Raw genomic sequence first — 23,801 nt, forward strand, 5'->3', positions numbered from 1 at the left:
GCGTCGGACGGTGGTGTGCCTAGGGTGTGCAGGTGGTATCCCGCTCCCGGAGATCCGTCCCGCCGTCCTCGTCTCGCAGCGCGAGCGCCCCGCCGGCCGAGCCGTCACCGGCGGAGCGGTACGCCGCGGCCCGGCGGCGCGCGGAGATCGACCGCAGCGAGCTCGGGCAGTTCCGCGAGCTCCTCGGCTTCCCCCTGGACCCGTTCCAGATCGACGCCTGCCAGGCGCTGGAGCGGGGGAGCGGCGTGCTCGTCGCCGCACCGACCGGGGCCGGCAAGACGGTGGTCGGGGAGTTCGCCGTGCACCTCGCGCTGGCCGCCGGCCGCAAGGCCTTCTACACGACGCCCATCAAGGCCCTGTCCAACCAGAAGTACTCGGACCTGGTGCGCCGCTACGGTGCCGACCAGGTCGGGCTGCTGACCGGGGACACCACGATCAACGGCGACGCGCCCGTCGTCGTCATGACCACCGAGGTCCTGCGCAACATGCTCTACGCGGGCTCGACCGCCCTGCAGGGTCTCGGGTTCGTGGTCATGGACGAGGTGCACTACCTCGCCGACCGCTTCCGCGGCCCGGTGTGGGAAGAGGTGATCATCCACCTCACCGACGACGTGCAGCTGGTCTCGCTGTCCGCCACCGTGTCGAACGCGGAGGAGTTCGGCGACTGGCTGTCGACGGTGCGCGGCGACACGGCCGTGGTGGTCAGCGAGCACCGGCCTGTCCCGCTGGGCCAGCACGTCCTCGTGCACGGGGACCTGCTGGACCTGTACGCGGGCCACGTGGACCCGACCGCGCCCGGGGTCGACCCGCCGATCAACCCCGACCTGACCCACCTGCTGCGGCGCAGCAACCGCGAGGAGGTCGGCCAGCCGCGGCGCGGTCCGCGCGACCGGGGCGGACGGCAGCGTCCCGGCGCACGTCCGGGCGGAGGTCGTCCGACGCCGAGGTTCGCGGTGGTCGACGCGCTCGACCGCGACGGCCTGCTCCCGGCGATCGTCTTCATCTTCTCCCGGGCCGGGTGCCAGGGCGCCGTGCAGCAGTGCCTGGCCGCCGGCGTGCGGCTCACCACCCCGGCCGAGGTCTCCGAGATCCGCCGGATCGTCGAGGAGCGCTGCGCCGCCGTCCCGCCCGAGGACCTCGACGTGCTCGGCTACTGGGAGTTCAGCGACGCGCTCCAGCGCGGGCTCGCCGCGCACCACGCCGGGATGCTGCCGCTGTTCAAGGAGACCGTGGAGGACCTCTTCTCCCGCGGCCTGGTCAAGGTCGTGTTCGCCACCGAGACGCTCGCGCTCGGCATCAACATGCCCGCGCGGTCCGTGGTCATGGAGAAGCTGGTCAAGTGGGACGGGTCGAACCACGTCGACGTCACGCCCGGCGAGTACACGCAGCTGACCGGACGGGCGGGTCGGCGGGGGATCGACACGGAGGGCCATGCGGTGGTCGTCGCGCACCCCGGCCTGGACCCCGTGCAGCTGGCCGGCCTGGCCTCCAAGCGGCTGTACCCGCTGCGCTCGAGCTTCCGGCCGACGTACAACATGGCCGTCAACCTGGTGGCCCAGGTGGGCCGCGACCGCGCGCGAGAGGTCCTCGAGACGTCCTTCGCGCAGTTCCAGGCCGACCGGGGCGTGGTCGGCCTCGCGAGGCAGGCACAGGGCCACGCAGAGGCCCTGGAGGGGTACGCACGCGCGATGGTGTGCCACCAGGGCGACTTCGCGGAGTACGCGGCGCTCCGGCGCGAGATCACCGCGCGCGAGAAGGACCTGACCCGCGCCGAGGCGTCCGCCCGACGTGCCGAGGTGGCACGCACGCTCGAGGGCCTGCGGGTCGGCGACGTGCTGGAGATCCCGATCGGGCGGCGGTCGGGGCACGCGGTCGTCATCGACCCCGGGGGCGCTGCCGGGTTCGACGGGCCGAAGCCGACCGTGCTGACCATCGACCGGCAGGTGCGCAAGCTCACCGTCGCGGACGTCGGGACGGGCGTCAGCACCGTGGGGTTCCTGCGCGTGCCGAAGGGGTTCTCGGCCCGGGTGCCCGCCGCCCGTCGCGACCTCGCCGCCGCGCTGCGGTCCTCCGTCGGCACGGGGACCGGACCGACGCGCAAGGACCGGCCGAAGGGCAACCGTCGTGCCGCGCAGGACGACGCCGAGATCGCCGCCCTGCGCCGCCGGCTCCGGGCGCACCCGTGCCACAGCTGCCCCGACCGCGAGGAGCACGCCCGCTGGGCGGAGCGCTGGGCGCGGCTGTCCAGCGAGCACGACGCCCTCGTCGCGCGCATCGCCGGCCGGACGGGTTCCATCGCCGCCGTGTTCGACCGCATCTGCGACATCCTGCTGCGGCTCGGCTACCTGGAGACCACGACCGACGACGCCGGGCGCGGGGCGCTGCAGGTGACCGACGACGGCCGGTGGCTGCGGCGGCTCTACGCGGAGAACGACCTGCTCCTGGCCGAGTGCCTGCGTCGCGGCGTCTTCGACGAGCTCGACGCCCCGGGGCTCGCCGCAGCGGTCTCGACCCTCGTGTACCGGTCCCGCCGCGACGACCAGGCCGAGCCGCGCATCCCGGGCGGCCCGAGCAGCCGGCTGGGCGTCGCGCTCGACGGCTGCGTCCGGGCATGGTCGGAGCTGGACGACCTCGAGACGGCGCACAAGGTGGAGACCATCCAGCCGCTGGACGCCGGCCTGGTGGAGGCGGTGCACCGGTGGGCCGCGGGGCGGAGCCTCGACGCGGTCCTCAAGGGCGGCGAGCTGTCCGCGGGCGACTTCGTGCGGTGGTGCAAGCAGGTCATCGACGTGCTCGACCAGGTCTCCCAGGCGGCACCGCACCAGCGGCTGCGGACCACCGCCCGCCAGGCCGTCGACGCCCTCCGGCGCGGGGTCGTGGCGTACTCGTCGGTCTAGCGCCGGGCGTTCACCCGGGCACGTGTCCGGTTCGGGGCGCTTCGTCGTACTGACCTGCCCTATCGTGTGCCTCTGTGAGCTCGACCCTGTACCGGCACGGCGTGGTGCACTCCGCCGCCGACCCCTTCGCCGAGGCGCTGCTCGTGGACGACGGCACGGTCGTCTGGCTGGGCGCGGACGACACCGCCGACGGCATGGTGTCGCGCGCCGACGAGGTGGTCGACCTCGACGGGGCGCTGGTGGCACCCGGCTTCGTCGACGCGCACGTCCACGTCCTGGAGACCGGGCTCGCCCTGGAGTCGGTCGACCTGTCGCCCGAGGGCGGTGTGCACTCGCTGGCGGACGCCCTCGACGCCGTGCACCGGGCCGCGCGCGCCAGGACGTCGGAGGCGCCCGTGCTCGGCTTCGGCTGGGACGAGCTGCGCTGGACGGAGGGCCGGCCGCCCACGCGTGAGGAGCTCGACGCCGCGGCGGGCGGGGCACCGGTCTACCTCGCGCGCGTCGACGTGCACTCCGCGGTGGTGTCGAGCGCCCTCTCGGACGCCGCGGGCCTCGACCGGCTGCCGGGCTGGAGCTACGACGGCCGGGTCGAACGGGACGCCCACCACGCCGCGCGCGACGCCGCCCGCCAGGTGAGCCCGGAGCGGCGGACCGCCCTGTACCGCCGCGCGCTCGAGCACGCGGCGGCCCGCGGCGTCGTGTCCGTGCACGAGCACTCGGCACCGTCCATCGACACCCGGGCCGGGCTGGTCGAGCTGCTGAAGCTGACCGCCGACGCCGCCGGCGGGCTGCCGCACCTCGTGGCCTACCGCGGCGAGCAGTGCGTCACGGTCGACGACGCACGCGAGATCCTCGCGGCGATCCCGGGCCTAACCGGCATCGGCGGGGACCTCAACGTCGACGGCTCGATCGGCTCGCACACCGCCGCCGTCCGCTCGCCGTACACCGACGCACCGGACACCTCGGGCGTGCTCTACCTGACCGCCGAGCAGATCTGCAACCACCTCACCGCGGTGACCCGCGCGGGCGTGCAGGGCGGTTTCCACGTGATCGGCGACCGCGCGATGGACGAGCTCCTGCTCGGCCTGCGCGCCGCCGTGGACGTCGAGGGTCCGGACGCCATCGCGCGGATGGGCCACCGGCTGGAGCACGCCGAGATGGTCGACGCGCCGACGCTCGCGGCGCTCGTGCTGCTGGGCGTCCGGCTCAGCATGCAGCCCGCGTTCGACGCGGCGTGGGGCGGTCCCGACGGCATGTACGCGACCCGGCTCGGTGCGGGGCGTGCCGCTGCGCTCAACCCTCTCGCCGACCTGGCCGCCGCGGGCGTGCCACTCGCGTTCGGGTCCGACTCGCCGGTGACCGCGGTGGACCCGTGGGCGGGCGTCCGGGCGGCCGTCCGGCACCGCGCCGTCGACCAGCGGATCTCCGCACGAGCGGCGTTCCGGGCGTCCACCCGGGGCGGCTGGCGGGTAGCGGGGCTCGACCACACGGGCGCCGGTGAGCTGCGCGTGGGCGCACCTGCCCACCTCGCGGTCTGGCGGGCGGACAGCCTCACGGTGCAGGCCGCCGAGGGGCAGTTCTCCTCCTGGAGCACCGACGCGCGGGCCGGCATCCCGCTGCTGCCCGACCTGGGACCCGACGTGCCGGAGCCGGTCTGCCTGCGGACGGTCCGCGCCGGCGTCGTCCTGCACGACGCCCTCTGAGCGGGTCCGTCCGCGGACCGGGTGAAATCTGCGCCGCGCGCCCGCGACCGGATCCGCCCGCTTCGACCGGATCTGCCGACACGCGCGACGACACGCCGAGCCGAACCGGTCAGACGGGACCGATGGTGCGCTGATGACCTGCGACTACGGCTCCCACCTGCACCGACGCGGCCTTGACACTCCTGTGGATCTCGGTAGGTTCCTCAGGAGATCCACCGCTGCGGACATGCGTCCAACGACGTCGTCGGCGCCTGTGAGGGCAGCGGTCGGGGGAGGGCTCCGACCGGGCCCGCGTGTTCAGTAGACAACGGTCCGTGCGCCTGCACGCCGACCGGTACGAAGGACACGCGGGCCGGTCGGTCGGACCCGTCGAGGCCCTGCGCGGCCGACGAGTGAGAGCCTCAGCCCACTGACGTACCCTCCAGGGGTGCCCGCCCGTGAACCCGCCCGCTGGTGGACTCTCGTCCTGGCCGTGACCGGTGGCCTGCTCACACGGCTCGCGTTCCCGGAGCCCGGCTGGTGGGGGACCGCCTTCCTCGGCGTCGCCCTCCTGTACCTGGCCCTGCGGCGCGACAGCGCCCGCTGGAACGCCCTCGTCGGGCTCCTGTGGGGGCTCGCGTTCTTCCTGCCGCTGATCACGTGGGCCGACGAGGCCGTCGGGCTGGTGCCGTGGCTGGCGCTCAGCACGCTCGAGGCGGGGTACGTCGCGCTGTTCGGCGCCGCGTGGAGCTGGGCGCGGCGCGGCAACGCGGTGTGGCGCAGCATCGGCCTGCAGGTGGTCGTCTTCACGATCCTCTTCGTCGCCACCGAGGAGCTCGCCGCGGCCTGGCCGTTCGGCGGCTTCCCGTGGGGACGTCTCGCGTTCTCCCAGGCCGACTCGCCCCTGGCCGCGCTCGCGTCGCTGGGTGGCACCCCTCTGCTGACCGGCGCTGTAGTCGTCGTCGGCGTGCTGCTGGCCCGGATCATGCTCGCCGCGCGCCGCTTGGAGCTGGCGCGGCTGGCCGCCGCCACGGCCGTCGTGGGCGCCGTCCTGGTGGTCGGCATGATGATCCCGCTCGACACCCAGGCGCAGTCCGGCAACCTGCGGGTCGGCGCCGTCCAGGGCAACGTGCCCGGTACCGGGCTGGACGCGTTCGGTCAGCGCCAGGCCGTCCTGGACAACCACGTCGCCGGCACGCTCGCGCTGCTCGACCAGGTGGAGCCCGGCGAGCTCGACCTCGTGCTGTGGCCCGAGAACGGGACCGACATCGACCCGCAGGTCGACCAGGGCGCGGCCGAGCTCATCGACGGCGCCGCCCAGGCGATCGACGCCCCCATGCTCGTGGGCACCGTCGAGTACCCGCCGAGCGGCGGGCGCTACAACACTGCCGTCCTGTGGGAGCCCGGTGTGGGCGTCACCGCGACGTACACCAAGCAGCACCCGGCGCCGTTCGCGGAGTACATCCCCATCCGCTCGTTCGTGCGGCAGTTCTCGTCGGCGGTGGACCTGGTGACGCGGGACATGCTCCCCGGCACCGAGCCGGGCTACGTCCCGCTGGACTCCGAGCGCCTCGGCCGGACGGTCGGCATCGGCGACGTCATCTGCTTCGAGGTCGCGTACGACGGGATCGTGCGGGAGGCGGTCCGGTCCGGCGGCGAGCTGCTCGTGGTGCAGACGAACAACGCGTCCTTCGGCGTGTCCGACGAGTCGACGCAGCAGCTGGCCATGTCCCGCATCCGTGCGATCGAGCACGGTCGGGCGACCGTGCAGATCTCGACCGTCGGCGTCAGCGCAGTCATCGATCCCAACGGGGTGGTCACCCACCGGACCGGGCTCTTCACCGCGGAGCAGATGGTGGCTACCCTTCCTCTGCGCGACACGCTGACGCCCGCAACGAGGCTGGGCTCGTGGCCCGCATGGATCATCGACGCCCTCGCGGTGTGCGTGGTGCTCGCCGGTGCAGCCGGGGCGCACCGGGTGCGTCGCGCCGACCGGATCGAGACAGCCGTATGACCCAGGCCCCGTCGCGTGTGCTCGTCGTCGTCCCGACGTACGACGAGCGCGAGAACCTGCCGGGTGCGCTGGACCGCCTGCGCAGCCACGTCCCCGACGCCGACGTCCTGGTCGTCGACGACGGCTCGCCCGACGGGACGGGTGAGCTGGCCGAGAAGATCGCCGAGGCGGAGGCCGTCGAGGGGCGGCAGCGCGTCCACGTGCTGCACCGGGCGGGCAAGCTCGGGCTGGGCACCGCGTACGTGGCGGGGTTCGGCTGGGCGCTGGAGCGCGGGTACGACGTGGTAGTGGAGATGGACGCCGACGGGTCGCACCGGGCGGAGGACCTCCCGCGGCTCCTGGCGGCGCTGACCGACGCCGACCTCGTGCTGGGCTCGCGGTGGGTACCCGGTGGGAGCGTGCTCAACTGGCCCGTGAGCCGTCACGTGCTCTCGCGTGGCGCCAACACCTACACCCGCATCGTCCTCGGCATCCCGTTGCGCGACGCGACGGGCGGCTTCCGCGCCTACCGCTCGGACCTGCTCCGCGCGCTCGCCCTCGACGACGTGGCGTCCCAGGGCTACTGCTTCCAGGTGGACATGGCCTGGCGCGCGGTCCGCACCGGTGCACGAGTGGTGGAGGTGCCGATCACGTTCGTCGAGCGGGAGCTCGGCCAGAGCAAGATGAGCCGCGCCATCGTCGTCGAGGCGCTGTTCAGCGTGACCCGGTGGGGGATAGCAGAACGCTCCCGCCGTGTGGCGGGAGCGTTCCGTCGCTCTGGGGGCTGAGCGGGTCCTAGGCGCTGCGGCGCAGCTTGCCCGACCGGAGGAGGTCGAGGCGCTCGTCGAGGAGCTCCTGGAGCTCACCGACCGTGCGGCGCTCGAGCAGCATGTCCCAGTGGGTGCGCGGCGGCTTGCCGGCCTTCACCTCGGGCTTGGACGCGTCGCGGAGCAGCGCCTCCTCGCCACAACGGCACTCCCACACCACCGGCACGTCGGCCTCGACCGAGAACGGCAGGATGATGGTGTGCCCGTTGGGACAGTCGTAGTGAGCCTGGAGCCGGGGGGCGAACTCGACGCCGTCTTCCGTCTCCATGCTGTGGGACCCGATGCGCATGCCGCGCAGGGACCGGTTTGCCATCTGGGGAACCTCCGTGCCGTTGTACGGCCGTCGAGAGTGAGAACTTCCACCGGTGTCAACGGCGGGCGCCCCTCCAGTGTTCCAGGGGGACGTGAAGGTCTCGTGAACGCGGGTGGTGTGCGGGGGAGAGGCTTAGAGTTGCCCGGGTGAGCAATCCGACCCCTTCCGCCCCTCAAGCCTCCCGCACCGACGGCGAGATGTCCTTTCGACAGCTCGGAGACAGCGGCCTGGTGGTCTCGGTGGCCGGTCTCGGGTGCAACACCTTCGGTGCGACCCTGGCGCCGGACGACGTCCCCGCCCTGGTCGCGGCAGCGCTCGACGCCGGGATCACCTTCTTCGACACCGCGGACGTGTATGGCGGGGTGCCGGGGCAGAGCGAGGAGCTGCTGGGCGCAGCGCTCGCAGGGCACCGGGACGACGTGGTGGTCGCGACCAAGTTCGGGCTCGACACCGGCGGGCTGAACGGTCCGGACTGGGGCGTCCGCGGGTCCCGGCGCTACGTGCGGCGGGCCGTCGAGAGCTCGTTGACCCGGCTGCGCACCGATCACGTGGACCTGCTCCAAATGCACGCCCCGGACCCGGTGACCCCGATCGAGGAGACCCTGGCCGCTCTGCACGAGCTGGTGGTGGAGGGCAAGGTGCGCTACCTCGGCTCCTCGAACTTCGCGGCGTGGCAGGTGGTCGACGCCGACTGGTCGGCCCGCACCGCGGGAGTGACGCCCTTCGTGTCGGCGCAGAACCGGTACAACCTGCTGGACCGCGCCGCGGAGGCCGAGCTGGTGCCCGCAGCCGAGCAGGTGGGCGTCGGGCTGATCCCGTACGTGCCGCTGGCGTCCGGGCTCCTCACCGGCAAGTACCGGCGCGGCGAGTCCGCCCCGGACGGGACGCGGCTCACCCGGATGCCGGACCGGCTGGCGCGCGCCGACTTCGACCGGATCGAGGCGCTGGAGTCGTTGGCCGTCGCGTGGGGGATCGACCTGCCCACCCTGGCGCTCGGCGGGCTCGCGGCACAGCCCGCCGTGGCGACCGTCATCGCGGGGGCACGCACCCCGGAGCAGCTGCGCGCGAACGTCGCCTCGATCGCGTGGGAGCCGACCCTCGAGCAGCTCGCGGCGATCGACGAGGCGGCACCGGGCCCCGCGTCCTGACCGGCGAACGCCCGTCCTCACCACTCGAGCACGCGCGCCCGGCTCTCGCCGATCGCCACGACCGCCCACAGGCGCACCCCGGCGTCGTCCGCGGCGTCACGCAGCGCGGGGACCCACTGCGCCTCGAACGCCCCCAGGTCTCCGCCCGCCGCCCGCACGAGCCCGACGACCACCGACCCGCCGGGCGCCTCGGTCCGCAGGTACCCGTCGAAGAGCCCGAGGAGGCGCCGGGCGACCGTACGGTCGGCACGCACCGGCACGTCGGCGATCGGCAGGACGACGGGCAGAGCGCGGTCCTCGGAATCGAGCAGGACGAACCACAGCGCCGGCCCGCCCGCTCGCCCGGGACCGACGAGGTCCAGCAGGACGGCGAGGGCGTCGCTCCCCGACCGCAGCGCCCCGGGAGGCCGGGGCAGGTCGGTCGCGAGTCCGTGCCCCTCGGACCTCGTCGTGGGGACGTCCCAGACGTCGTCGCCGTCGTCGTCCCAGTCCTCGTCGAACCACCCGTGCTCCGTCATGCCGACAGCGTCGGCCGCGCCGGAACGCCGCGAGGGCCGGCTCAGCAGAACCGTGGAGGGTCACCCCGCCGGAGGGGCTGTGGGCGGCTCAGCCCAGGTGGGCGGCGAGCGCCTCGACGACGAGCGCGTGGTCGTCGGCCTGCGGCAGTCCGGAGACGGTCACCACGGCCACGATCCCGACGTCGCGGACCCGCACGGGGAAGGCGCCACCGTGCGCGGCGAACTGCTGCAGCGGAAGGTCGTGCTGCGAGGCGAACGTGCTGCCCTTCGCCCGGGCACGCAGGCCGACGAGGTACGACGACGCGCCGAACCGCTCGACCACCCGGACCTTGCGCTCGACCCAGCTGTCGTTGTCCGGCGTGGTCCCCGGCCGCGCGGCGTGGAACAGCTGCTGGGTGCCGCGCCGGATGTCGACGGTGACCGGCAGGTCCCGCTCCTGTGCGAGCTCGACGAGCAGGCAGCCGAGCCGCCAGGCGTCGTCGTTGGTGAAGGTGGTGAAGAGGAGGTCGTGCTCCTGCTGCTCGACCTGCGCGATGACGCCGTCGATGTCGTCGGTGCTCATGTCGTCATCGTGGCACGGTCCACGTCCGGCGTCGGTGTCACGCCGAAGTTGCCGTCGAACACCCGGTCGGGGTCGTAGAGCGACTTGAGCCGGCCGAGGCGGGCGAGGGTCTCCGGCGGGAAGACCTCCGCGAGCCGCGCGGGGGACTGGTTCGTCTCGAAGCTGAGGTAGACGCCGTGCAGGTGGGGCGAGAGGCGCTCCCACCAGGCATCGATCCCTGCGCGACGGCTGCCGCGCGCCGCGGCCAGCAACGAGAAGTTCTGGGTGCGGTGGGCGTAGGCGGTCGCGGCCGGGTCGACGTCGTTCACGGCACCGCCGACCGCCCTCAGCTGCAGCATGTCGGCGTCACCCGCGGCGAGCAGGTCCGCGAGCAGCGCGGCCAGCTCCGGCGTCACGTGGTCGACGAGCCCGCCACGCGTGGCCGGCGCCGAACCACCCGTGTGCTCGCCGTGGTGGGCTGCCACGGTCGCGGCGTAGGGGACCAGCTGCGCCTGCTGCTGGAGCACCGGCGCCAGGTCGAGGAACCGCTCGAGCGCCACGACGGCCGCATCGGTGTCGTCGTCCGCCCACACGACGATCGTGTACCCCACGGCGGGATCGTTGCCGCGGGCCGGCACGAGGGTCAGGAAGCTGGTCAGCTCCCGGGGTGAGGACTCCACGAGCTCGGCCCACGCCTGCACGAACGGTGCGGTGTCGGTGGCGTCGAAGATGATCGTCGCGTGGACGACGTCGCCCACCTCGGCCGCCTCGATCTCGACCGCGGTGAGGATGCCGAAGTTCGCCCCGGCGCCCCGGACGGCCCACAGCAGGTCGGGCTCGTGGACCGCGTCCGTCCGCACGAGCCGCCCGTCCGCGAGCACCAGCTCGGCGGCGACCACGTGGTCGAGCGTGAGCCCGTACGACCTGCCGAGGAAGCCTTGACCACCCGCGGTCACCAGCCCGCCGACCCCGACGTCGCCGTAGTCGCCCGAGCTGATCGCCAGCCCGTGCGGGGACAGCGCGGCCGCCACGTCGCCCCAGCGTGCGCCCGCACCGAGGCGGACGAGCCCCCGGTCCCGGTCGAGCACCTCGACGGTGTCGAGCGCGCCGACGTCGACGACGACGCCGCCGTCGTTGGTGGACCGGCCGCTGATGCCGTGCCCGCCGCTACGCACCGCGAACGGCACCTCCTGCGCCCGGGCGAACAACACCGCGTCGCGCACCGCCTCGGCGTCCTGGGGCCGGAGCACGAGCCCGGGGGAGCCCGCGTAGACGTAGGACGACCGGACGCGGCCGTACTCGCGGTCGCCCGGTTCCACGGCCGTCGCGACGAGGGAGTCGGGGATGCCGTCGTAGTCGATCCCGGTCCGGCGCCGGGCCAGGGCGGCCGCGGGTCGGACCGAGCCGGTCACGGTGCCGGCCGTGCCGCGCGCCGAGGCCACGGCCTCGCGCAGCGCCGGGGCCACCTCCTCGCCGAAGCGCGCGATGGTCGCGGCGTCGTCGCTGCCGAGGACGAACGTCGAGATGCCGTCCTCGAGCACCAGCGGAAGCAGGCCGTCCACCCACCGCTCGGGCGGTCCCTGGAGGAAGCCGGCCCCGGAGAACGACCCGCCGCCGAGGTTGAGCAGGCGGCGGATCTCCCGGGGGTCCCGGCCGGCAGCCTGCGCCGACTCGTCGATCCGGGCGTTGCCGACGGCCAGGTCGCCGTCCTTGAGGTAGCCGAGGCTCGGCAGCCAGCCGTCGGCCTTGCGACCCACCAGAGCGAGCATCCGTGGCTTGTACGCGCCCACCCAGATCGGGATGTCGTGCGCGGGCGCCGGGCCGCGCTTGGCGCCGTCGACACGATGGTGGGTCCCGTGGATCCGCAGGGGCGCGCGCTCGTCGGTGTCCCAGATGCCGCGGATGATGTCGAGGGCCTCGTCCAGCGCATCCACGCCCTCGCCGGGCGTGAGTCGCGGCGAGCCCATCGCGACGATCGCGTCCCAGAACGCCCCGGATCCCAGACCGAGGGCGAACCGTCCGCCCGACAGCAGGTCCAGGCTGGCCGCGGCACGCGCGAGGACGGCGGGCGGGCGCAGCGGGAGGTTGAGCACGTTGCCTGCCACCTGCACCCGGCTCGTCGACGCGGCGACCCAGGCGAGCAGGGTCCACGTGTCGAGGAACGCCGGCTGGTACGGGTGGTCCTGGAACGTCACGAGGTCGAGCCCCGCACGCTCGGTGGTCTGCGCGAGGGCGACCACCTGCTGGGGGTTCTTCGCCGCGGGCGTGAGGAAGGTACCCAGGACGAGGTCGTGGCCGTAGTCGGGCATGCACCAGCTCCTATGGTTGAGAGTTCAACTATAACCCTGACGGCGCGCGGTGCGTGGCACGATCAGGTGGGTGAGCACCGCGCCCGCCACGGCACAGCACCTGAACGACCTCGTCCGCCTGCGACGCGTGCGGGACCGGATCGACCGCGAGTACGCCCAGCCCCTCGACGTCGAGGCCCTGGCGCGGGGGGCGCACATGTCCGCCGGGCACCTCAGCCGCGAGTTCCGCCGCGCGTACGGGGAGTCCCCGTACGCGTACCTCATGACGCGCCGCATCGAGCGCGCCATGTCGCTGCTCCGCCGGGGTGACCTCAGCGTGACGGAGGTCTGCTTCGCGGTCGGCTGCTCCTCGCTCGGCACCTTCAGCACGCGTTTCACCGAGCTGGTCGGAGTACCCCCGAGCGTCTATCGGCGCGAGCACGCGGGCGTGACCGAGGGGATGCCCTCGTGCGTCGCGAAGCAGGTCACCAGACCGGTCAGGAATCGAGAAGCGCGGACCGCGCAGCCCCACCTAGCGTGACCGTCATGGATCTCGCCCTGCACTACGCCTTCCTGCCGCACGACGACCCCGACGCCGCGCTGGCGTTCTACCGCGACGCCCTCGGCTTCCACGTCCGCAACGACGTCGGCTACAACGGTCTGCGCTGGATCACCGTCGGGCCCGCGGACCCGTCGGCGCCGGCGATCGTCCTGCACCCGCCGGCCGCCGAGCCAGGCCTGACCGACGACGAGCGCCGCACGATCGCCGAGATGATGGCGAAGGGCAGCTACGGCGCGATCACGCTGGCCACGCACGACCTCGACGAGGTCTTCGCGCGGCTCGTGACCAATGGTGCCGAGGTCGTCCAGGAGCCGACCGACCAGCCGTACGGGGTGCGCGACTGCGCCTTCCGCGACCCTGCGGGCAACCTGCTGCGCATCAACGAGCTCCCGTGACGCACCCCGCCGACAGCCACGACCTCATCCGGGTGCACGGGGCACGCGAGAACAACCTCAAGAACGTCAGCGTCGAGATCCCGAAACGCCGGTTGACGGTGTTCACCGGCGTCTCCGGCTCGGGCAAGAGCTCGCTCGTGTTCGACACCATCGCCGCCGACTCGCAGCGGATGATCAACGAGACCTACAGCGCCTTCGTCCAGGGCTTCATGCCGACGCTGGCGCGCCCCGACGTCGACGTCCTCGACGGTCTGACGACGGCGATCATCGTCGACCAGGAGCGCATGGGTGCGAACCCGCGCTCGACCGTCGGCACCGCGACCGACGCGAACGCGATGCTGCGGATCCTGTTCAGCCGGCTCGGCACCCCGCACATCGGCTCGCCGCAGGCGTTCTCGTTCAACGTCGCCTCGATCAGCGGTGCCGGGGCCGTCACCCTCGAGCGCGCGGGTCGGGAGACCAAGGAGCGCCGCAGCTTCAGCATCCTCGGCGGCATGTGCCCGCGGTGCGAGGGCCGCGGCTCCGTCAACGACATCGACCTGACCCAGCTGTACGACGCGAGCCTGTCGCTGAACCAGGGCGCACTCACCATCCCCGGCTACAGCATGGACGGCTGGTACGGCCGGATCTTCCGGGGCTGCGGCTTCTTCGACCCGGACAAGCCGATCGCCCGGTTCACCAAGCGCGAGCTCGACGCGCTCCTCTACAAGGAACCCACCAAGATCCAGATCGAGGGCATCAACCTCACCTACGAGGGTCTGATCCCGCGGCTGCAGAAGTCGTACCTGGCCAAGGACGTCGACGCGCTGCAGCCGCACATCCGCGCCTTCGTCGAGCGCGCGGTGACGTTCTCCACGTGCCCGGAGTGCGACGGCACCCGCCTGAGCGCGGAGGCCCGCTCGTCGACCATCGACGGGAAGAGCATCGCCGACGTCTGCGCCATGCAGATCAGCGACGTCGCCGGGTGGGTCCGGGGGCTGGACGAGCCGTCGGTCGCACCGCTGCTGACGGGCCTGCAGCTGCTGCTGGACTCGTTCACGGACATCGGGCTGGGCTACCTGTCGCTCGACCGGTCGTCCGGGACGCTGTCCGGGGGAGAGGCGCAGCGCACCAAGATGATCCGCCACCTCGGGTCGTCCCTGACCGACGTCACCTACGTCTTCGACGAGCCGTCCATCGGCCTGCACCCGCACGACATCCAGCGGATGAACCAGCTGCTCCTGCAGCTGCGGGACAAGGGGAACACCGTCCTCGTCGTCGAGCACAAGCCGGAGATGATCACCATCGCCGACCGCGTCGTCGACCTCGGCCCCGGCGCAGGCACGGCCGGCGGCACGGTCTGCTTCGAGGGCACGGTCGACGAGCTGCGGACCAGCGGGACCCTGACGGGCAAGCACCTCGACGACCGGGCCGCCGTGAAGGACTCCGTCCGCGCACCGACCGGCCGGCTCGAGATCCGCGGCGCGTCCGCGAACAACCTGCGCGACGTCGACGTCGATGTCCCGCTCGGCGTCCTCGTCGTCATCACCGGCGTCGCCGGGTCCGGCAAGAGCTCGCTGGTGCACGGCTCGATCCCCGCCGGCGACGGCGTCGTGTCCATCGACCAGGGAGCCATCCGCGGGTCCCGCCGGAGCAACCCCGCCACGTACACCGGGCTGCTCGAGCCGATCCGCAAGGCGTTCGCCAAGGCGAACGGCGTGAAGCCGGCACTCTTCAGCGCCAACTCGGAGGGTGCGTGCCCGGCCTGCAACGGCGCGGGCGTCATCTACACCGACCTGGCCATGATGAGCGGCGTCGCGACGGTGTGCGAGGTCTGCGAGGGAAAGCGTTTCCAGGCGTCCGTCCTGGAGTACCACCTGGCCGGCCGCGACATCAGCGAGGTGCTGGCCATGTCGGTCACGGAGGCCGAGGAGTTCTTCGCCGCGGGGGAGGGCCGGACGCCTGCCGCTCACGCCGTCCTGGCGCGCCTGGTCGACGTCGGGCTCGGCTACATCAGCCTCGGTCAGCCGCTGCCGACGCTCTCGGGCGGCGAGCGGCAGCGGCTCAAGCTGGCGACGCACATGGGGGAGAAGGGCACGGTCTACGTGCTCGACGAGCCGACCACCGGCCTGCACCTGGCCGACGTGGAGAACCTCCTCGCCCTGCTCGACCGGCTGGTCGACGCCGGCAGGTCCGTCATCGTGATCGAGCACCACCAGGCCGTCATGGCGCACGCCGACTGGATCATCGACCTGGGCCCCGGCGCCGGCCACGACGGCGGTCTCGTCGTCTTCGAGGGCACGCCCGCCCAGCTCGTCGCCACCCGACCCACCCTGACCGGCGAGCACCTCGCCGCCTACGTCCGCAGCTGACCGAAGAGAGGTTCTGAGATGACCGAGAGCACCAAGGCCGGAGCGTTCACGGCCGAAGAGCGCGACGCCATGAAGGAGCGCGCGAAGGAGACCCGCCGAGGGTCGAAGGCCGCGGCGAACGGTGAGAAGGACCTGCTCGCCAAGATCGCGGAGATGGACCCCGACGACCGGGCGATGGCGGAGCGGATCCACGCGATCGTCACCGAGACGGCGCCGGAGCTCGCCCCGAAGACCTGGTACGGCCAGCCCGCCTACGCCAAGGACGGCAAGGTTGTCGTGTTCTTCCAGGCCGCGTCGAAGTTCAAGACGCGGTACGCGACGCTCGGCTTCAACGAGGACGCGGCGCTCGACGACGGCTCGATGTGGCCGACGGCCTTCGCGCTGGTGTCGCTGACCACGGCTGACGAGAAGCGCATCGCCGCGCTCGTGAAGAAGGCCGTCGGCTGACGCGAGGGCTACGGCGTGCGGGCGCGCAGGACCTGCCGGGCGGGGGAGAGGAGCGCGGCGTCGCGGACGTCGGCCGCCGTGGCCTTCACGTAGATGCCCGTGGTCTTGAGGTCCTCGTGGCCGAGGAGCGCCTGCACCGCGGGCGCCGGCACGCCGGAGCGGATCAGTCCCTTGGCGTACGTGTGCCGGAACCCGTGCGCCGACTCGCCCTCCTGCTTGGGCACGCCCGAGCGCGCGATCCAGCCGTCGACCAGGTGCCGCAGGGCGCCGCGCGTCAACGGCACACCGTCGGCCCGGCGGAGCAGGGGAGAGGCGGCGGGGAGCGTGCCGAACCGCACCGTCCGCTCCTGCAGGTACTCCTCGACGAAGGTGATCGCCTCCGGTGGGACGGGGACGATGCGCTGCCGGTTCCCCTTGCCGATCACGGAGACGACGACCTCTCCGCCGGAGTCGCGGCGCAGCGACTGCTCGGTGATGGCGCACAGCTCGGCCGCGCGCACGCCCGTCGTCGACAGCAGCGCGAAGGTCGCGCGCTCGAGCGCCGGCCAGCGCCGGGCGTGCGCCTTGCGCTCCTCCCAGACGGCGTCGGCGAGGCGCTCGAGCTCGTCGTCGTTCCAGCCCGCCGGTAGCCGCACGGGGCGTTCGGGTGCCTCGATGCGCAGCGTCGGGTCGACACCCAGGTGGCCCTCGAGCTGGAGCCAGTGGCACAGCAGTCGCAGGGTGCCCACCCGGCGCTGCGTGGTGCTCACGGCTTCCTGGAGCCGGATGACGCGGTACGCGTTCTTGATCTGCGTCTCGGTCAGGTCGTCGACCAGCACGACGTCCAGCGGGGCGGGGTCCTCCGGCGTGGGCCGGTCACCGAGCCGGCCGGCCTGGCGGGCGATGACCGTGGCCCACACGACGATGTCGCGCCGGTAGTTCTCACGCGAGCTCTCGGTCAGGCCGCGGCGCGTGAGGGTCGCACGGTCGATGAGGAACTGGTCGACGACCTCGCTCAGCGGAACACCCATGCAGCGCACGTTAGGTCGGCTCTCTGCGCCGCGGGCGGCGACGCGCCGCCGGTTGCGCGCATAGTGGCGCGGCCGACCCGCAGGAAGCCCTCGCGCGTGGAGCAAAGCCGATCGTGGCGGGCGACGCAGCACCGCCGTCGAACTCGGTCCAGCGGACTTTCGTCATGACGACCGGAGGAGTCAGGACCGTTGCGACGAAGGGAACCCCGCCAAGCGAGCATCCGGAGCCTGATCGGCGCACACGAGGGGTTCAGATGTTTCTTGCATAGTGCCGCCTATGTGCGTAACACTACGATTCTGCCGTTCGGAAGGGGTGTCAAGTCGTCGCCGCGTCGCGCAGGGTCAGCACGTAGCGCTCCTCGGTCTGCGACGGGTCGCGCGGCACCACCTGACGCTCACCCGTGCGCGTGAAGCCTGCCCGGACGAACAGGTCGCCGGCGGCATGGTTGCCGTCCAGCAGCCACAGCGAGACGGTCCGGGCGTCCTGTGCGACGGCAGCCTGACGGACGGCGTCCAGCAGCGCCCAGCCGACGCCGTGGCGCCGGGACTCCGACGCCACCCACAGCGCGACGATGTGCCGGTCGTCCACCGGCGAGCCGGGCTCCTGCATCATCGTGACGATGCCACGACCGACGCCGTCGTCGTCCACGGCGACCCAGGTGGTGGTCGTCCGGATGCGCATCCGCCAGTGGGACTCGGTGAACCGTTCCTCCCTGGCCAGCGACGCCCCGAACACGTCCGGGTCCTCGCGCAGGGCGCGCAGCCGGACATCCTGGACAAGCTTCCAGTCGTTCTCCACCACCTGTTGGACAAGCACAGACACAGGATGCCTCACGTCGGCCGAAAAGAGCGCTCAGGGCTCGTCGCGCGCCGTCGGCTCACCCGGTGGCGTTCCCCCGTGCCCGGCAGGATCCGGGACGGACCGTGCGACGTCGGCGATCTCCTCCTCGGGTCGCGGCGGCACGGTCTCGTCGTACTCGAGCTCGGGCACCTCGTGCCCCACGGACTCCGTCACCTGGTTCTCCTTCCGATGTGACACACCGCACGGGCGGTGCATGTACGAGATGCGTGCAGGTTCACAGGTCGATGCCCTCGCCCGGGTCGAGAGAGATCGGCTCGCCCGCACCACCCAGCCGGCCGAGCAGCCCGTTCGCCATGCCCTGGCCGATGGCGCTGAGCAGCGCGTCGTGGACGACGACGACCCGGTCGGGCCCCACGCTGCGCACATAGTCCACGACCTCACCGAGCTTGAGCCACGGCGCTCCGATCGGTGTGCAGAGCACCGCGACGTCGGCGCCCGCCGGGTCGACGTAGGCGTCCCCCGGGTGGAGGATCCCCTCGACGAGATAGCCGACGTTGTGGATGCGCGGGACGTCCTCGTGGACCAAGGCGTGCCACTCCCCCAGTGCCGCGACCTCGAAGCCGCCGGCGCCGAACGTCTCCCCGGCACGGACCGCGTGCACACGGTCGGCGGGTGCACCGGCCCCGACGAGGGCGTCGACGACCGCCTGCGGTGCCCACACCTGCACGCCGCCCTGGACGGCCTCGACCACGGGCTCCGTGGCGAGGTGATCGGGGTGCTCGTGCGTGACGAGGACCGCCTCCACGCCGTCGAGCGCACCGGGCAGCTCGGAGAAGACCCCGGGGTCGATGACCAGGCGGTCCGTGCCCCGGTCGAGTCGGATGCAGGCATGTCCCCAGCGCGTCAGACGGATGCTCATCCGTGCAGTCTGTCCTGACCAGCGCGAACGCGCGCGGCGTTTCGCTCCCGACGCGTCGCCCGGATACGGTTGCGCACGTGCTGGTGCTCGGGGTGTGCAGTCTCAAGGGTGGCGTGGGAAAGACGTCGATCACCCTCGGTCTGGCGTCGGCAGCCCTCGAACGCGGTCTGCGCACGCTCGTCATCGACATGGACCCGCAGGGCGACAGCACCATGGCGCTCGGGGCACGCCCACAGGCCGGCGACGTCGCCTCGGTGCTCGACCAGCCGGACGAGTCGACGATGCGGGCAGCGACCGTCCTGTCGTCCTGGGCCGACGACGGTCTGGACGTCCTCGCCGGCTCGGAGCGGTCCGCGGTGCACGACCGGCTGGACGGTACCGACGTCGACCGCCTCCGGTACGCGCTGTCGTGGGTGCACGGGTACGACCTCGTCATCGTCGACTGCCCGCCGTCCCTCGGCGGGCTCACCCGCACAGGCCTGGCGGCCTGCGACCGCGCCCTCGTCGTCACCGAGCCCGGCCTGTTCGCGGTGATGGCGGTCGGCCGCGCGATGCGCACCATCGACGAGCTCCGGCGCGGACCCGCGCCCGCACTCCAGCCGCTCGGCATCGTCGTCAACCGGGTCCGCTCGCGCTCCATCGAGCAGGCGTTCCGGCTCGAGGAGCTGCAGACCCTCTACGGGCCCCTCGTCCTCACTCCCCCGGTGCCGGAACGGGCAGCGCTCCAGCAGGCCCAGGGTGCCGCCCAGCCCGTGCACGCGTGGCCGGGCGCCGCGGCCGCCGAGCTGGCGCGCACGTTCGACGCGCTGCTCGACCGCGCCCTGCGCGCACCGCGGCACTGACGCACCGCGGAACCCGGGCGCCGACGAACCGCGTACCCGGCGCTGACGCGCAGCGAGCGGCCACCCTGACGGGCAGCCGCTCGGGAGGTGCGTGGGTCAGCCGGCGGTTCGCGCCTGCCGACGCAGCGCCAGCTCGTCCTGTGCCGACGGCTGGACGGCGAGCTCGTCCTCTTCCTCGGCCCGTTCGGTGGGCAGAGCGGCGAGGGTGCCCTCCACCTCGCGCCAGACCCGGCCGACCGCGATGCCGAAGACGCCCTGGCCGCCCTGGACGAGGTCGATGACCTCATCGGCCGAGGTGCACTCGTAGACGCTCGCACCGTCGGACATCAGGGTGATCTGGGCGAGGTCGTCGACACCGCGCTCGCGGAGGTGGCTCACCGCGGTCCGGATCTGCTGCAGCGAGACCCCCGTGTCGAGCAGCCGCTTGACCACCTTGAGGACCAGGATGTCGCGGAAGCTGTAGAGGCGCTGGGTGCCCGAACCGGTGGCCGGGCGGATCGACGGCTCGACGAGCCCGGTCCGGGCCCAGTAGTCCAGCTGCCGGTAGGTGATCCCGGCGGCCCGGCACGCGGTGGGTCCCCGGTAGCCGGTCGCGGTGTCGAGGTCAGGGAGGTCGTCGTCGAACAGCATGCCCTGAGCGCGCTGCGGCACTACCCCGCTGACGCTCTCGGCGCTCTCGTTGCTGGTCACGGATCCTCCACTCGTCGCGCGCCGGTCGGCGGACATCTCCCCCGGCTGCTTGTCAGACTAGGCCCGTGGAGGTGTGGACGCCATGACGCCCTCCGGGCGTGTCGCGGCTGGCGAGTCTTACCTTCGACCTGAACGCGAAGGTTCACCCGCTTGCCGCGGCCGGCCCGTCGCCGCGACGACTCATCGGCCCTCGGGGCCACCCTGGTCGTCCGGCTCCACCCCGGTGGTGAAGTCCTCCGGCGTCACGGCGTCGAGGAATCGGCGGAACCGCTCGAGGTCCTGCTCCGACGTGGTCGTCCGCACCTCGACCCCGGCCACCGCCACGACCTCCGCCGAGCACAGGACCGGGCACCCGAACCGCAGCGCCATCGCGATCGCGTCCGACGCCCGCGAGTCCACGCGGGGCCCGGTGCGCAGCACCAGCGCGGCGTGGAACACACCGTCCTCGAGGCGGGTGATCTCGACCCGGGTCAGGCCGGAGCCCACCGCGATGAGCACGTCACGCAGGAGGTCGTGCGTCATGGGCCTCGGCGGCACGATCCCGGCCTGGGCGGAGGCGATGGCGCTCGCCTCGGCGGCACCGATCAGGATCGGCACCAGGAGCTCGGAGTCGGGGTCGAGCAGCAGCACGACGATCTCCTCGTCGGCGAGATGCTGGCGCACGCCGACGATCTCGACCGGAACCAGCTCGGCGTCCTCTCCCATGCAGCCCACGCTACGACGCCGACGCCGATCCGGCGCCCCCCACAGGCTGTGAGGTCTCCAGGAGGCGCTACGGGGTCAGGTCGGAGACGGCGGCGCGCACGAGCGCGGTGTGCATCTGCGTGCACAGCTCGCCCACCTCGGCCGCCAACGTGCCCGCCCGGGCGCGCGACGACGCGCTGCGCTGCCCCCGCCACGGCGCGACCACCTGCTCGACCAGGTCCGCCTGCCGGTCCGCGGCCGTGCGGAACTGCCGCAGGTGCCGAGCGTCGATACCGTGCTCGGCCAGCGCGGCGGCGGCCACCACGATCTCCCGCGCCCACAGGTCGAACGACCCGGAGCGGTGCACCCGCAGGACGCCCGCGGTGACGAGCTCGTCGATGAAGCCCACCTCCACGCCGGCCTCACGGGCGAGCACGTCGATGGTCCAGCGCGTCCCCGGGACCTCGCGGACCCCGTCACGCGTGGCGAGGCGTGCCCGCGGTGCCGGCTCGTCCTCCTCGCCGGCGTCCAGAGCCGCGAGGCGGTCACCGATGACCTTCAGGGGCATGTACCTGTCCCGCTGCTGGCGCAGCACGAACCGCAGACGCTCGATGTCCGCCGGGGAGTACTGCCGGTAGCCGGCCGCGGTCCGGACCGGCTCGACGAGCCCCTGCTCCTCGAGGAAGCGGAGCTTGGACGTGGTGACGGCCGGGAACTCGATCTGCAGCGATGCCAGCACGTCGGAGATCCGCATCGACGCCCGGCGCGAGATGCCGCGGGGCCACGGCTCGTGCTCGCCGTCGGGTGCGGGGACCTCCGGAGCCTGGACGCGCTGCGAGCGAGCGCTCGTCACGTGAGGGCTCCCCTCGGGCCGAGCGTCCGGGACCGGCCCTTCACGCGCCGGCCGCGTCGCGGTGCGGGCTGGGGTGGAACGTCATGCGGTACTTGCCGATCTGGACCTCGTCACCGGACCGCAGCACGGTCTGGTCGATGCGCGACCGGTTGACGTAGGTGCCGTTCAGCGACCCGATGTCCCGCACCGCGAACGTCGTCCCCTCGCGGACGAACTCCGCGTGCTTGCGCGACACGGTGACGTCGTCGAGGAAGATGTCGGCCCCCGTCGACCGGCCGGCGACGGTCCGCTCGGCGTCGAGCAGGAACCGCGCGCCCGCGCTGGGACCGCGCTGCATCACCAGGAGGGCCGACGTCGGCGGGAGCGCGTGCACCGCGGCGACCTCGTCCGGCGTCAGTCCGACGGGCGCCGACGCCTCGATCTCGACCGGTTCGATCGCTCCGAAGCTCATCGTCGTGTCGGGTCCGTGGGCCGGACGCCCGACCTGCGGGTCCTCGCCGCTCATGCCACCTCCCGGGCCCGTTCTTCACGTCGACCACCGGCGTACCTCGGGGTCAGGCACACACCCTATGCGGACCGGGCGGGTCGGCGCAGCACGTCCCAGGCTCCCACCAGGCACGATCGTGCCGACCGACCACGCAGACCGGGACTAATCGCCCTGCGGAGGAACGGGGGTCGCGTAGACCGGCTCGGGCACGATGCGCACCGCGTCGACCTGGACCAGGTCGAGCTGGTCGACGGTCCCCTTGCCGCCGCTGTTGCGCACCTGGGCCATCGCTCCGCCAGGGATCTGCAGCGCCGGTGCGATGGCGTCCGGGTCGCCGATCGCGATCCAGCGGTACGGCGCGCTCAGCTCCACCCCGTCGAGCACCACGGCCCCACCGGTGCCCGTGAACGCACTGCTCGCGGTGATGCGCTGGCCGTTGAGCTGGATCGCCTCCGCCCCGGCGTTGCGCATCTCCTCGAGCATGTTGAGCATCGTGTTCGGCTTGATGAACCTGTCCGGCTCCGTGAGCGTCACGATGACGCCGGGCCCCTCGGCGGGCAGCCGACCCGCGAGGATCCCCTGCGTCTCCGCGCTGCGCCGCAGGGCGTCGAGCGCGGCCTGCCTCCGGTCCGACCCGGACAGCAGGTCGTCACGCTCGCGCGCCAGGTCCGCCGCCTCGCGGGCCAGCGCGTCGCTCCGGTTCGTGGTCTCGTCGAGGATGCGCACGAGGTCGCCCTGGCGCATGCCGGCCAGGTCGGTCTCACCCGACTGGCGCACCTGCGCCACAACGGCGAAACCGAGGACCGCGCACAGCACCCCGGCGACGATCTGTGCACGGGTCGCCCGCGGCGCCAGCGCCCGTCGCAGGACGGCCCACCCGCTCGGAGACGACGCAGCGGCCTCCGCGGTCGGGACGTCACCTTCCGTCACGTCCTGCACGTCGGACGCGTCGTCCGGCGCCACGAAGATCCTGACGTCCTGGGGCCGGGCCGCGCGGTCGCCCGGCGCGTCCGCGGCCGGCGGGGCCATCTCCTCGGTCTGCGCCTCGTCGAGCACGGCCGGCGGCGGGAGCGCGTCGGCCTCCAGCTTGTCGGGAGGCGCGGAGTCGAGGTCAGCGGGTCCGTCCTCGTCCGGCACGACCGGCGGCAGGGAGTTCGGCTCCCCCGGGTCAGGCTCGTCCGGGACGACCGGCGGGAGCGAGTTCGGCGCCTCGGTCTCGGACGCGACCGACGGGAGCGGGCTCGGCTCGTCGGCGGGCTCGGCCCCGTCCGGCAGGACCTGCGGCACGGAGCTCGGCTCCCCCGGGTCAGGCTCGTCCGGGACGACCGGCGGCAGGGAGTTCGGCACCTCGGCGTCGGACGCGAGCGACGGGACCGAGCTCGGCTCGTGGGCCTCCTCCGGCACGACCGGCGGCAGGGAGTTCGGCGCCTCGGCGTCGGACGCGAGCGACGGGACCAAGCTCGGCTCGTCGGCCTCGTCCGGGACGACCGGCGGCAGGGAGTTCGGCTCGTCCGCAGGGGGCATGGGGTCTCCCGCGTCTCGTCCGTCCTGG

The 23,801-nt window shown here is 73.0% G+C and carries 23 protein-coding genes; 10 read left to right on the plus strand and 13 right to left on the minus strand.

Translation table 11 applies throughout. The features are described 5' to 3' along the window. Window positions 1-32 precede the first annotated feature (32 nt). The 4 genes from CXY01_RS02685 (at window position 33) to CXY01_RS02700 (ending at window position 7,360) form a co-directional block, all read left to right on the plus strand. Window positions 33-2,897, plus strand: coding sequence for a DEAD/DEAH box helicase (locus CXY01_RS02685; protein WP_146925484.1), 2,865 nt, complete (start codon window positions 33-35; stop codon window positions 2,895-2,897). Between the two features lie 74 nt (window positions 2,898-2,971). Further along, window positions 2,972-4,600 carry an amidohydrolase gene (locus tag CXY01_RS02690; RefSeq protein WP_146925485.1) on the plus strand — a complete coding sequence of 543 codons (1,629 nt, stop codon included), beginning with the start codon at window positions 2,972-2,974 and terminating at the stop codon, window positions 4,598-4,600. A 427-nt stretch (window positions 4,601-5,027) separates the two neighbouring features. After that, the gene (gene lnt / locus CXY01_RS02695; protein ID WP_146925486.1) at window positions 5,028-6,593 is read left to right on the plus strand and encodes an apolipoprotein N-acyltransferase; all 1,566 of its coding nucleotides are present in this window, start codon (window positions 5,028-5,030) and stop codon (window positions 6,591-6,593) included. Continuing rightward, window positions 6,590-7,360, plus strand: coding sequence for a polyprenol monophosphomannose synthase (locus CXY01_RS02700; protein ID WP_146925487.1), 771 nt, complete (start codon window positions 6,590-6,592; stop codon window positions 7,358-7,360). The genes lnt and CXY01_RS02700 overlap by 4 nt, the downstream gene beginning before the upstream one ends. A gap of 7 nt (window positions 7,361-7,367) precedes the next feature. Here the strand turns inward: CXY01_RS02700 and CXY01_RS02705 are convergent, their stop codons facing one another. Then, complete coding sequence (locus CXY01_RS02705; RefSeq protein WP_055914529.1) at window positions 7,368-7,712, minus strand: RNA polymerase-binding protein RbpA; 345 nt, start codon at window positions 7,710-7,712, stop codon at window positions 7,368-7,370. Between the two features lie 197 nt (window positions 7,713-7,909). Here CXY01_RS02705 and CXY01_RS02710 point away from each other — a divergent pair, with 197 nt between their 5' ends. Beyond that, entirely contained in the window at window positions 7,910-8,860 is a 951-nt protein-coding gene (locus CXY01_RS02710; protein ID WP_146925488.1) for an aldo/keto reductase, read from the plus strand. Between the two features lie 17 nt (window positions 8,861-8,877). Here the strand turns inward: CXY01_RS02710 and CXY01_RS02715 are convergent, their stop codons facing one another. The 3 genes from CXY01_RS02715 to CXY01_RS02725 all read right to left on the minus strand — a co-directional run bounded on the left by CXY01_RS02715 (window position 8,878) and on the right by CXY01_RS02725 (window position 12,228). Then, the gene (locus CXY01_RS02715) at window positions 8,878-9,378 is read right to left on the minus strand and encodes a hypothetical protein (protein ID WP_146925489.1); all 501 of its coding nucleotides are present in this window, start codon (window positions 9,376-9,378) and stop codon (window positions 8,878-8,880) included. Between the two features lie 88 nt (window positions 9,379-9,466). Further along, the gene (locus tag CXY01_RS02720; RefSeq protein WP_146925490.1) at window positions 9,467-9,940 is read right to left on the minus strand and encodes a heme-degrading domain-containing protein; all 474 of its coding nucleotides are present in this window, start codon (window positions 9,938-9,940) and stop codon (window positions 9,467-9,469) included. Then, window positions 9,937-12,228: an LLM class flavin-dependent oxidoreductase gene (locus tag CXY01_RS02725; RefSeq protein WP_146925491.1), complete on the minus strand. Its 2,292-nt coding sequence runs from the start codon at window positions 12,226-12,228 to the stop codon at window positions 9,937-9,939. The genes CXY01_RS02720 and CXY01_RS02725 overlap by 4 nt, the downstream gene beginning before the upstream one ends. Window positions 12,229-12,298: 70 nt before the next feature. Between CXY01_RS02725 and CXY01_RS02730 the strand changes: the two genes are divergently transcribed. The 4 genes from CXY01_RS02730 to CXY01_RS02745 are packed head-to-tail and all read left to right on the plus strand — an operon-like array spanning window position 12,299 to window position 15,962. Continuing rightward, the gene (locus CXY01_RS02730) at window positions 12,299-12,748 is read left to right on the plus strand and encodes a helix-turn-helix transcriptional regulator (protein ID WP_146925492.1); all 450 of its coding nucleotides are present in this window, start codon (window positions 12,299-12,301) and stop codon (window positions 12,746-12,748) included. Window positions 12,749-12,753: 5 nt separating this feature from the next. After that, complete coding sequence (locus tag CXY01_RS02735; protein WP_146925493.1) at window positions 12,754-13,164, plus strand: VOC family protein; 411 nt, start codon at window positions 12,754-12,756, stop codon at window positions 13,162-13,164. Beyond that, window positions 13,161-15,515, plus strand: a complete 2,355-nt coding sequence (locus CXY01_RS02740; RefSeq protein ID WP_246124956.1) for an ATP-binding cassette domain-containing protein — start codon at window positions 13,161-13,163, stop codon at window positions 15,513-15,515. The genes CXY01_RS02735 and CXY01_RS02740 overlap by 4 nt, the downstream gene beginning before the upstream one ends. Window positions 15,516-15,533: 18 nt before the next feature. After that, a complete protein-coding gene (locus CXY01_RS02745) occupies window positions 15,534-15,962 on the plus strand; it encodes an iron chaperone (protein WP_146925495.1) in 429 nt (142 codons plus the stop codon). Window positions 15,963-15,970: 8 nt separating this feature from the next. Here CXY01_RS02745 and CXY01_RS02750 read toward each other — a convergent pair whose 3' ends face one another. The 4 genes from CXY01_RS02750 to CXY01_RS02765 all read right to left on the minus strand — a co-directional run bounded on the left by CXY01_RS02750 (window position 15,971) and on the right by CXY01_RS02765 (window position 18,693). Next, the gene (locus CXY01_RS02750) at window positions 15,971-16,972 is read right to left on the minus strand and encodes a tyrosine-type recombinase/integrase (RefSeq protein WP_146925496.1); all 1,002 of its coding nucleotides are present in this window, start codon (window positions 16,970-16,972) and stop codon (window positions 15,971-15,973) included. Window positions 16,973-17,288: 316 nt separating this feature from the next. Then, on the minus strand, window positions 17,289-17,789 hold the full coding sequence (locus CXY01_RS02755) for a GNAT family N-acetyltransferase (protein ID WP_146925497.1): 501 nt from the start codon (window positions 17,787-17,789) through the stop codon (window positions 17,289-17,291). Window positions 17,790-17,825: 36 nt separating this feature from the next. Beyond that, the gene (locus CXY01_RS02760; RefSeq protein WP_186813268.1) at window positions 17,826-17,987 is read right to left on the minus strand and encodes a hypothetical protein; all 162 of its coding nucleotides are present in this window, start codon (window positions 17,985-17,987) and stop codon (window positions 17,826-17,828) included. A 61-nt stretch (window positions 17,988-18,048) separates the two neighbouring features. Further along, a complete protein-coding gene (locus CXY01_RS02765; protein ID WP_246124958.1) occupies window positions 18,049-18,693 on the minus strand; it encodes an MBL fold metallo-hydrolase in 645 nt (214 codons plus the stop codon). A gap of 77 nt (window positions 18,694-18,770) precedes the next feature. Between CXY01_RS02765 and CXY01_RS02770 the strand changes: the two genes are divergently transcribed. After that, a complete protein-coding gene (locus tag CXY01_RS02770; protein WP_146925498.1) occupies window positions 18,771-19,535 on the plus strand; it encodes a ParA family protein in 765 nt (254 codons plus the stop codon). 96 nt (window positions 19,536-19,631) lie between these two features. On the opposite strand, the gene CXY01_RS02775 is transcribed toward CXY01_RS02770, so the two are convergent. The 5 genes from CXY01_RS02775 to CXY01_RS02795 form a co-directional block, all read right to left on the minus strand. After that, the gene (locus CXY01_RS02775) at window positions 19,632-20,225 is read right to left on the minus strand and encodes a MerR family transcriptional regulator (RefSeq protein WP_281285287.1); all 594 of its coding nucleotides are present in this window, start codon (window positions 20,223-20,225) and stop codon (window positions 19,632-19,634) included. 180 nt (window positions 20,226-20,405) lie between these two features. Then, window positions 20,406-20,930, minus strand: coding sequence for a bifunctional nuclease family protein (locus tag CXY01_RS02780; RefSeq protein ID WP_146925500.1), 525 nt, complete (start codon window positions 20,928-20,930; stop codon window positions 20,406-20,408). A 67-nt stretch (window positions 20,931-20,997) separates the two neighbouring features. Next, window positions 20,998-21,762 (minus strand): transcriptional regulator FtsR, encoded by a 765-nt coding sequence (gene ftsR / locus CXY01_RS02785; protein ID WP_146925501.1) that lies wholly within the window; start codon window positions 21,760-21,762, stop codon window positions 20,998-21,000. Window positions 21,763-21,802: 40 nt separating this feature from the next. After that, window positions 21,803-22,267 (minus strand): FHA domain-containing protein, encoded by a 465-nt coding sequence (locus CXY01_RS02790; RefSeq protein WP_146925502.1) that lies wholly within the window; start codon window positions 22,265-22,267, stop codon window positions 21,803-21,805. Window positions 22,268-22,411: 144 nt separating this feature from the next. Next, window positions 22,412-23,773: a DUF881 domain-containing protein gene (locus CXY01_RS02795; RefSeq protein ID WP_146925503.1), complete on the minus strand. Its 1,362-nt coding sequence runs from the start codon at window positions 23,771-23,773 to the stop codon at window positions 22,412-22,414. Window positions 23,774-23,801: the final 28 nt, after the last annotated feature.

The organism is Cellulomonas xylanilytica (genome assembly GCF_007989805.1).
In the GTDB taxonomy this organism is placed as follows: domain Bacteria; phylum Actinomycetota; class Actinomycetes; order Actinomycetales; family Cellulomonadaceae; genus Cellulomonas; species Cellulomonas xylanilytica.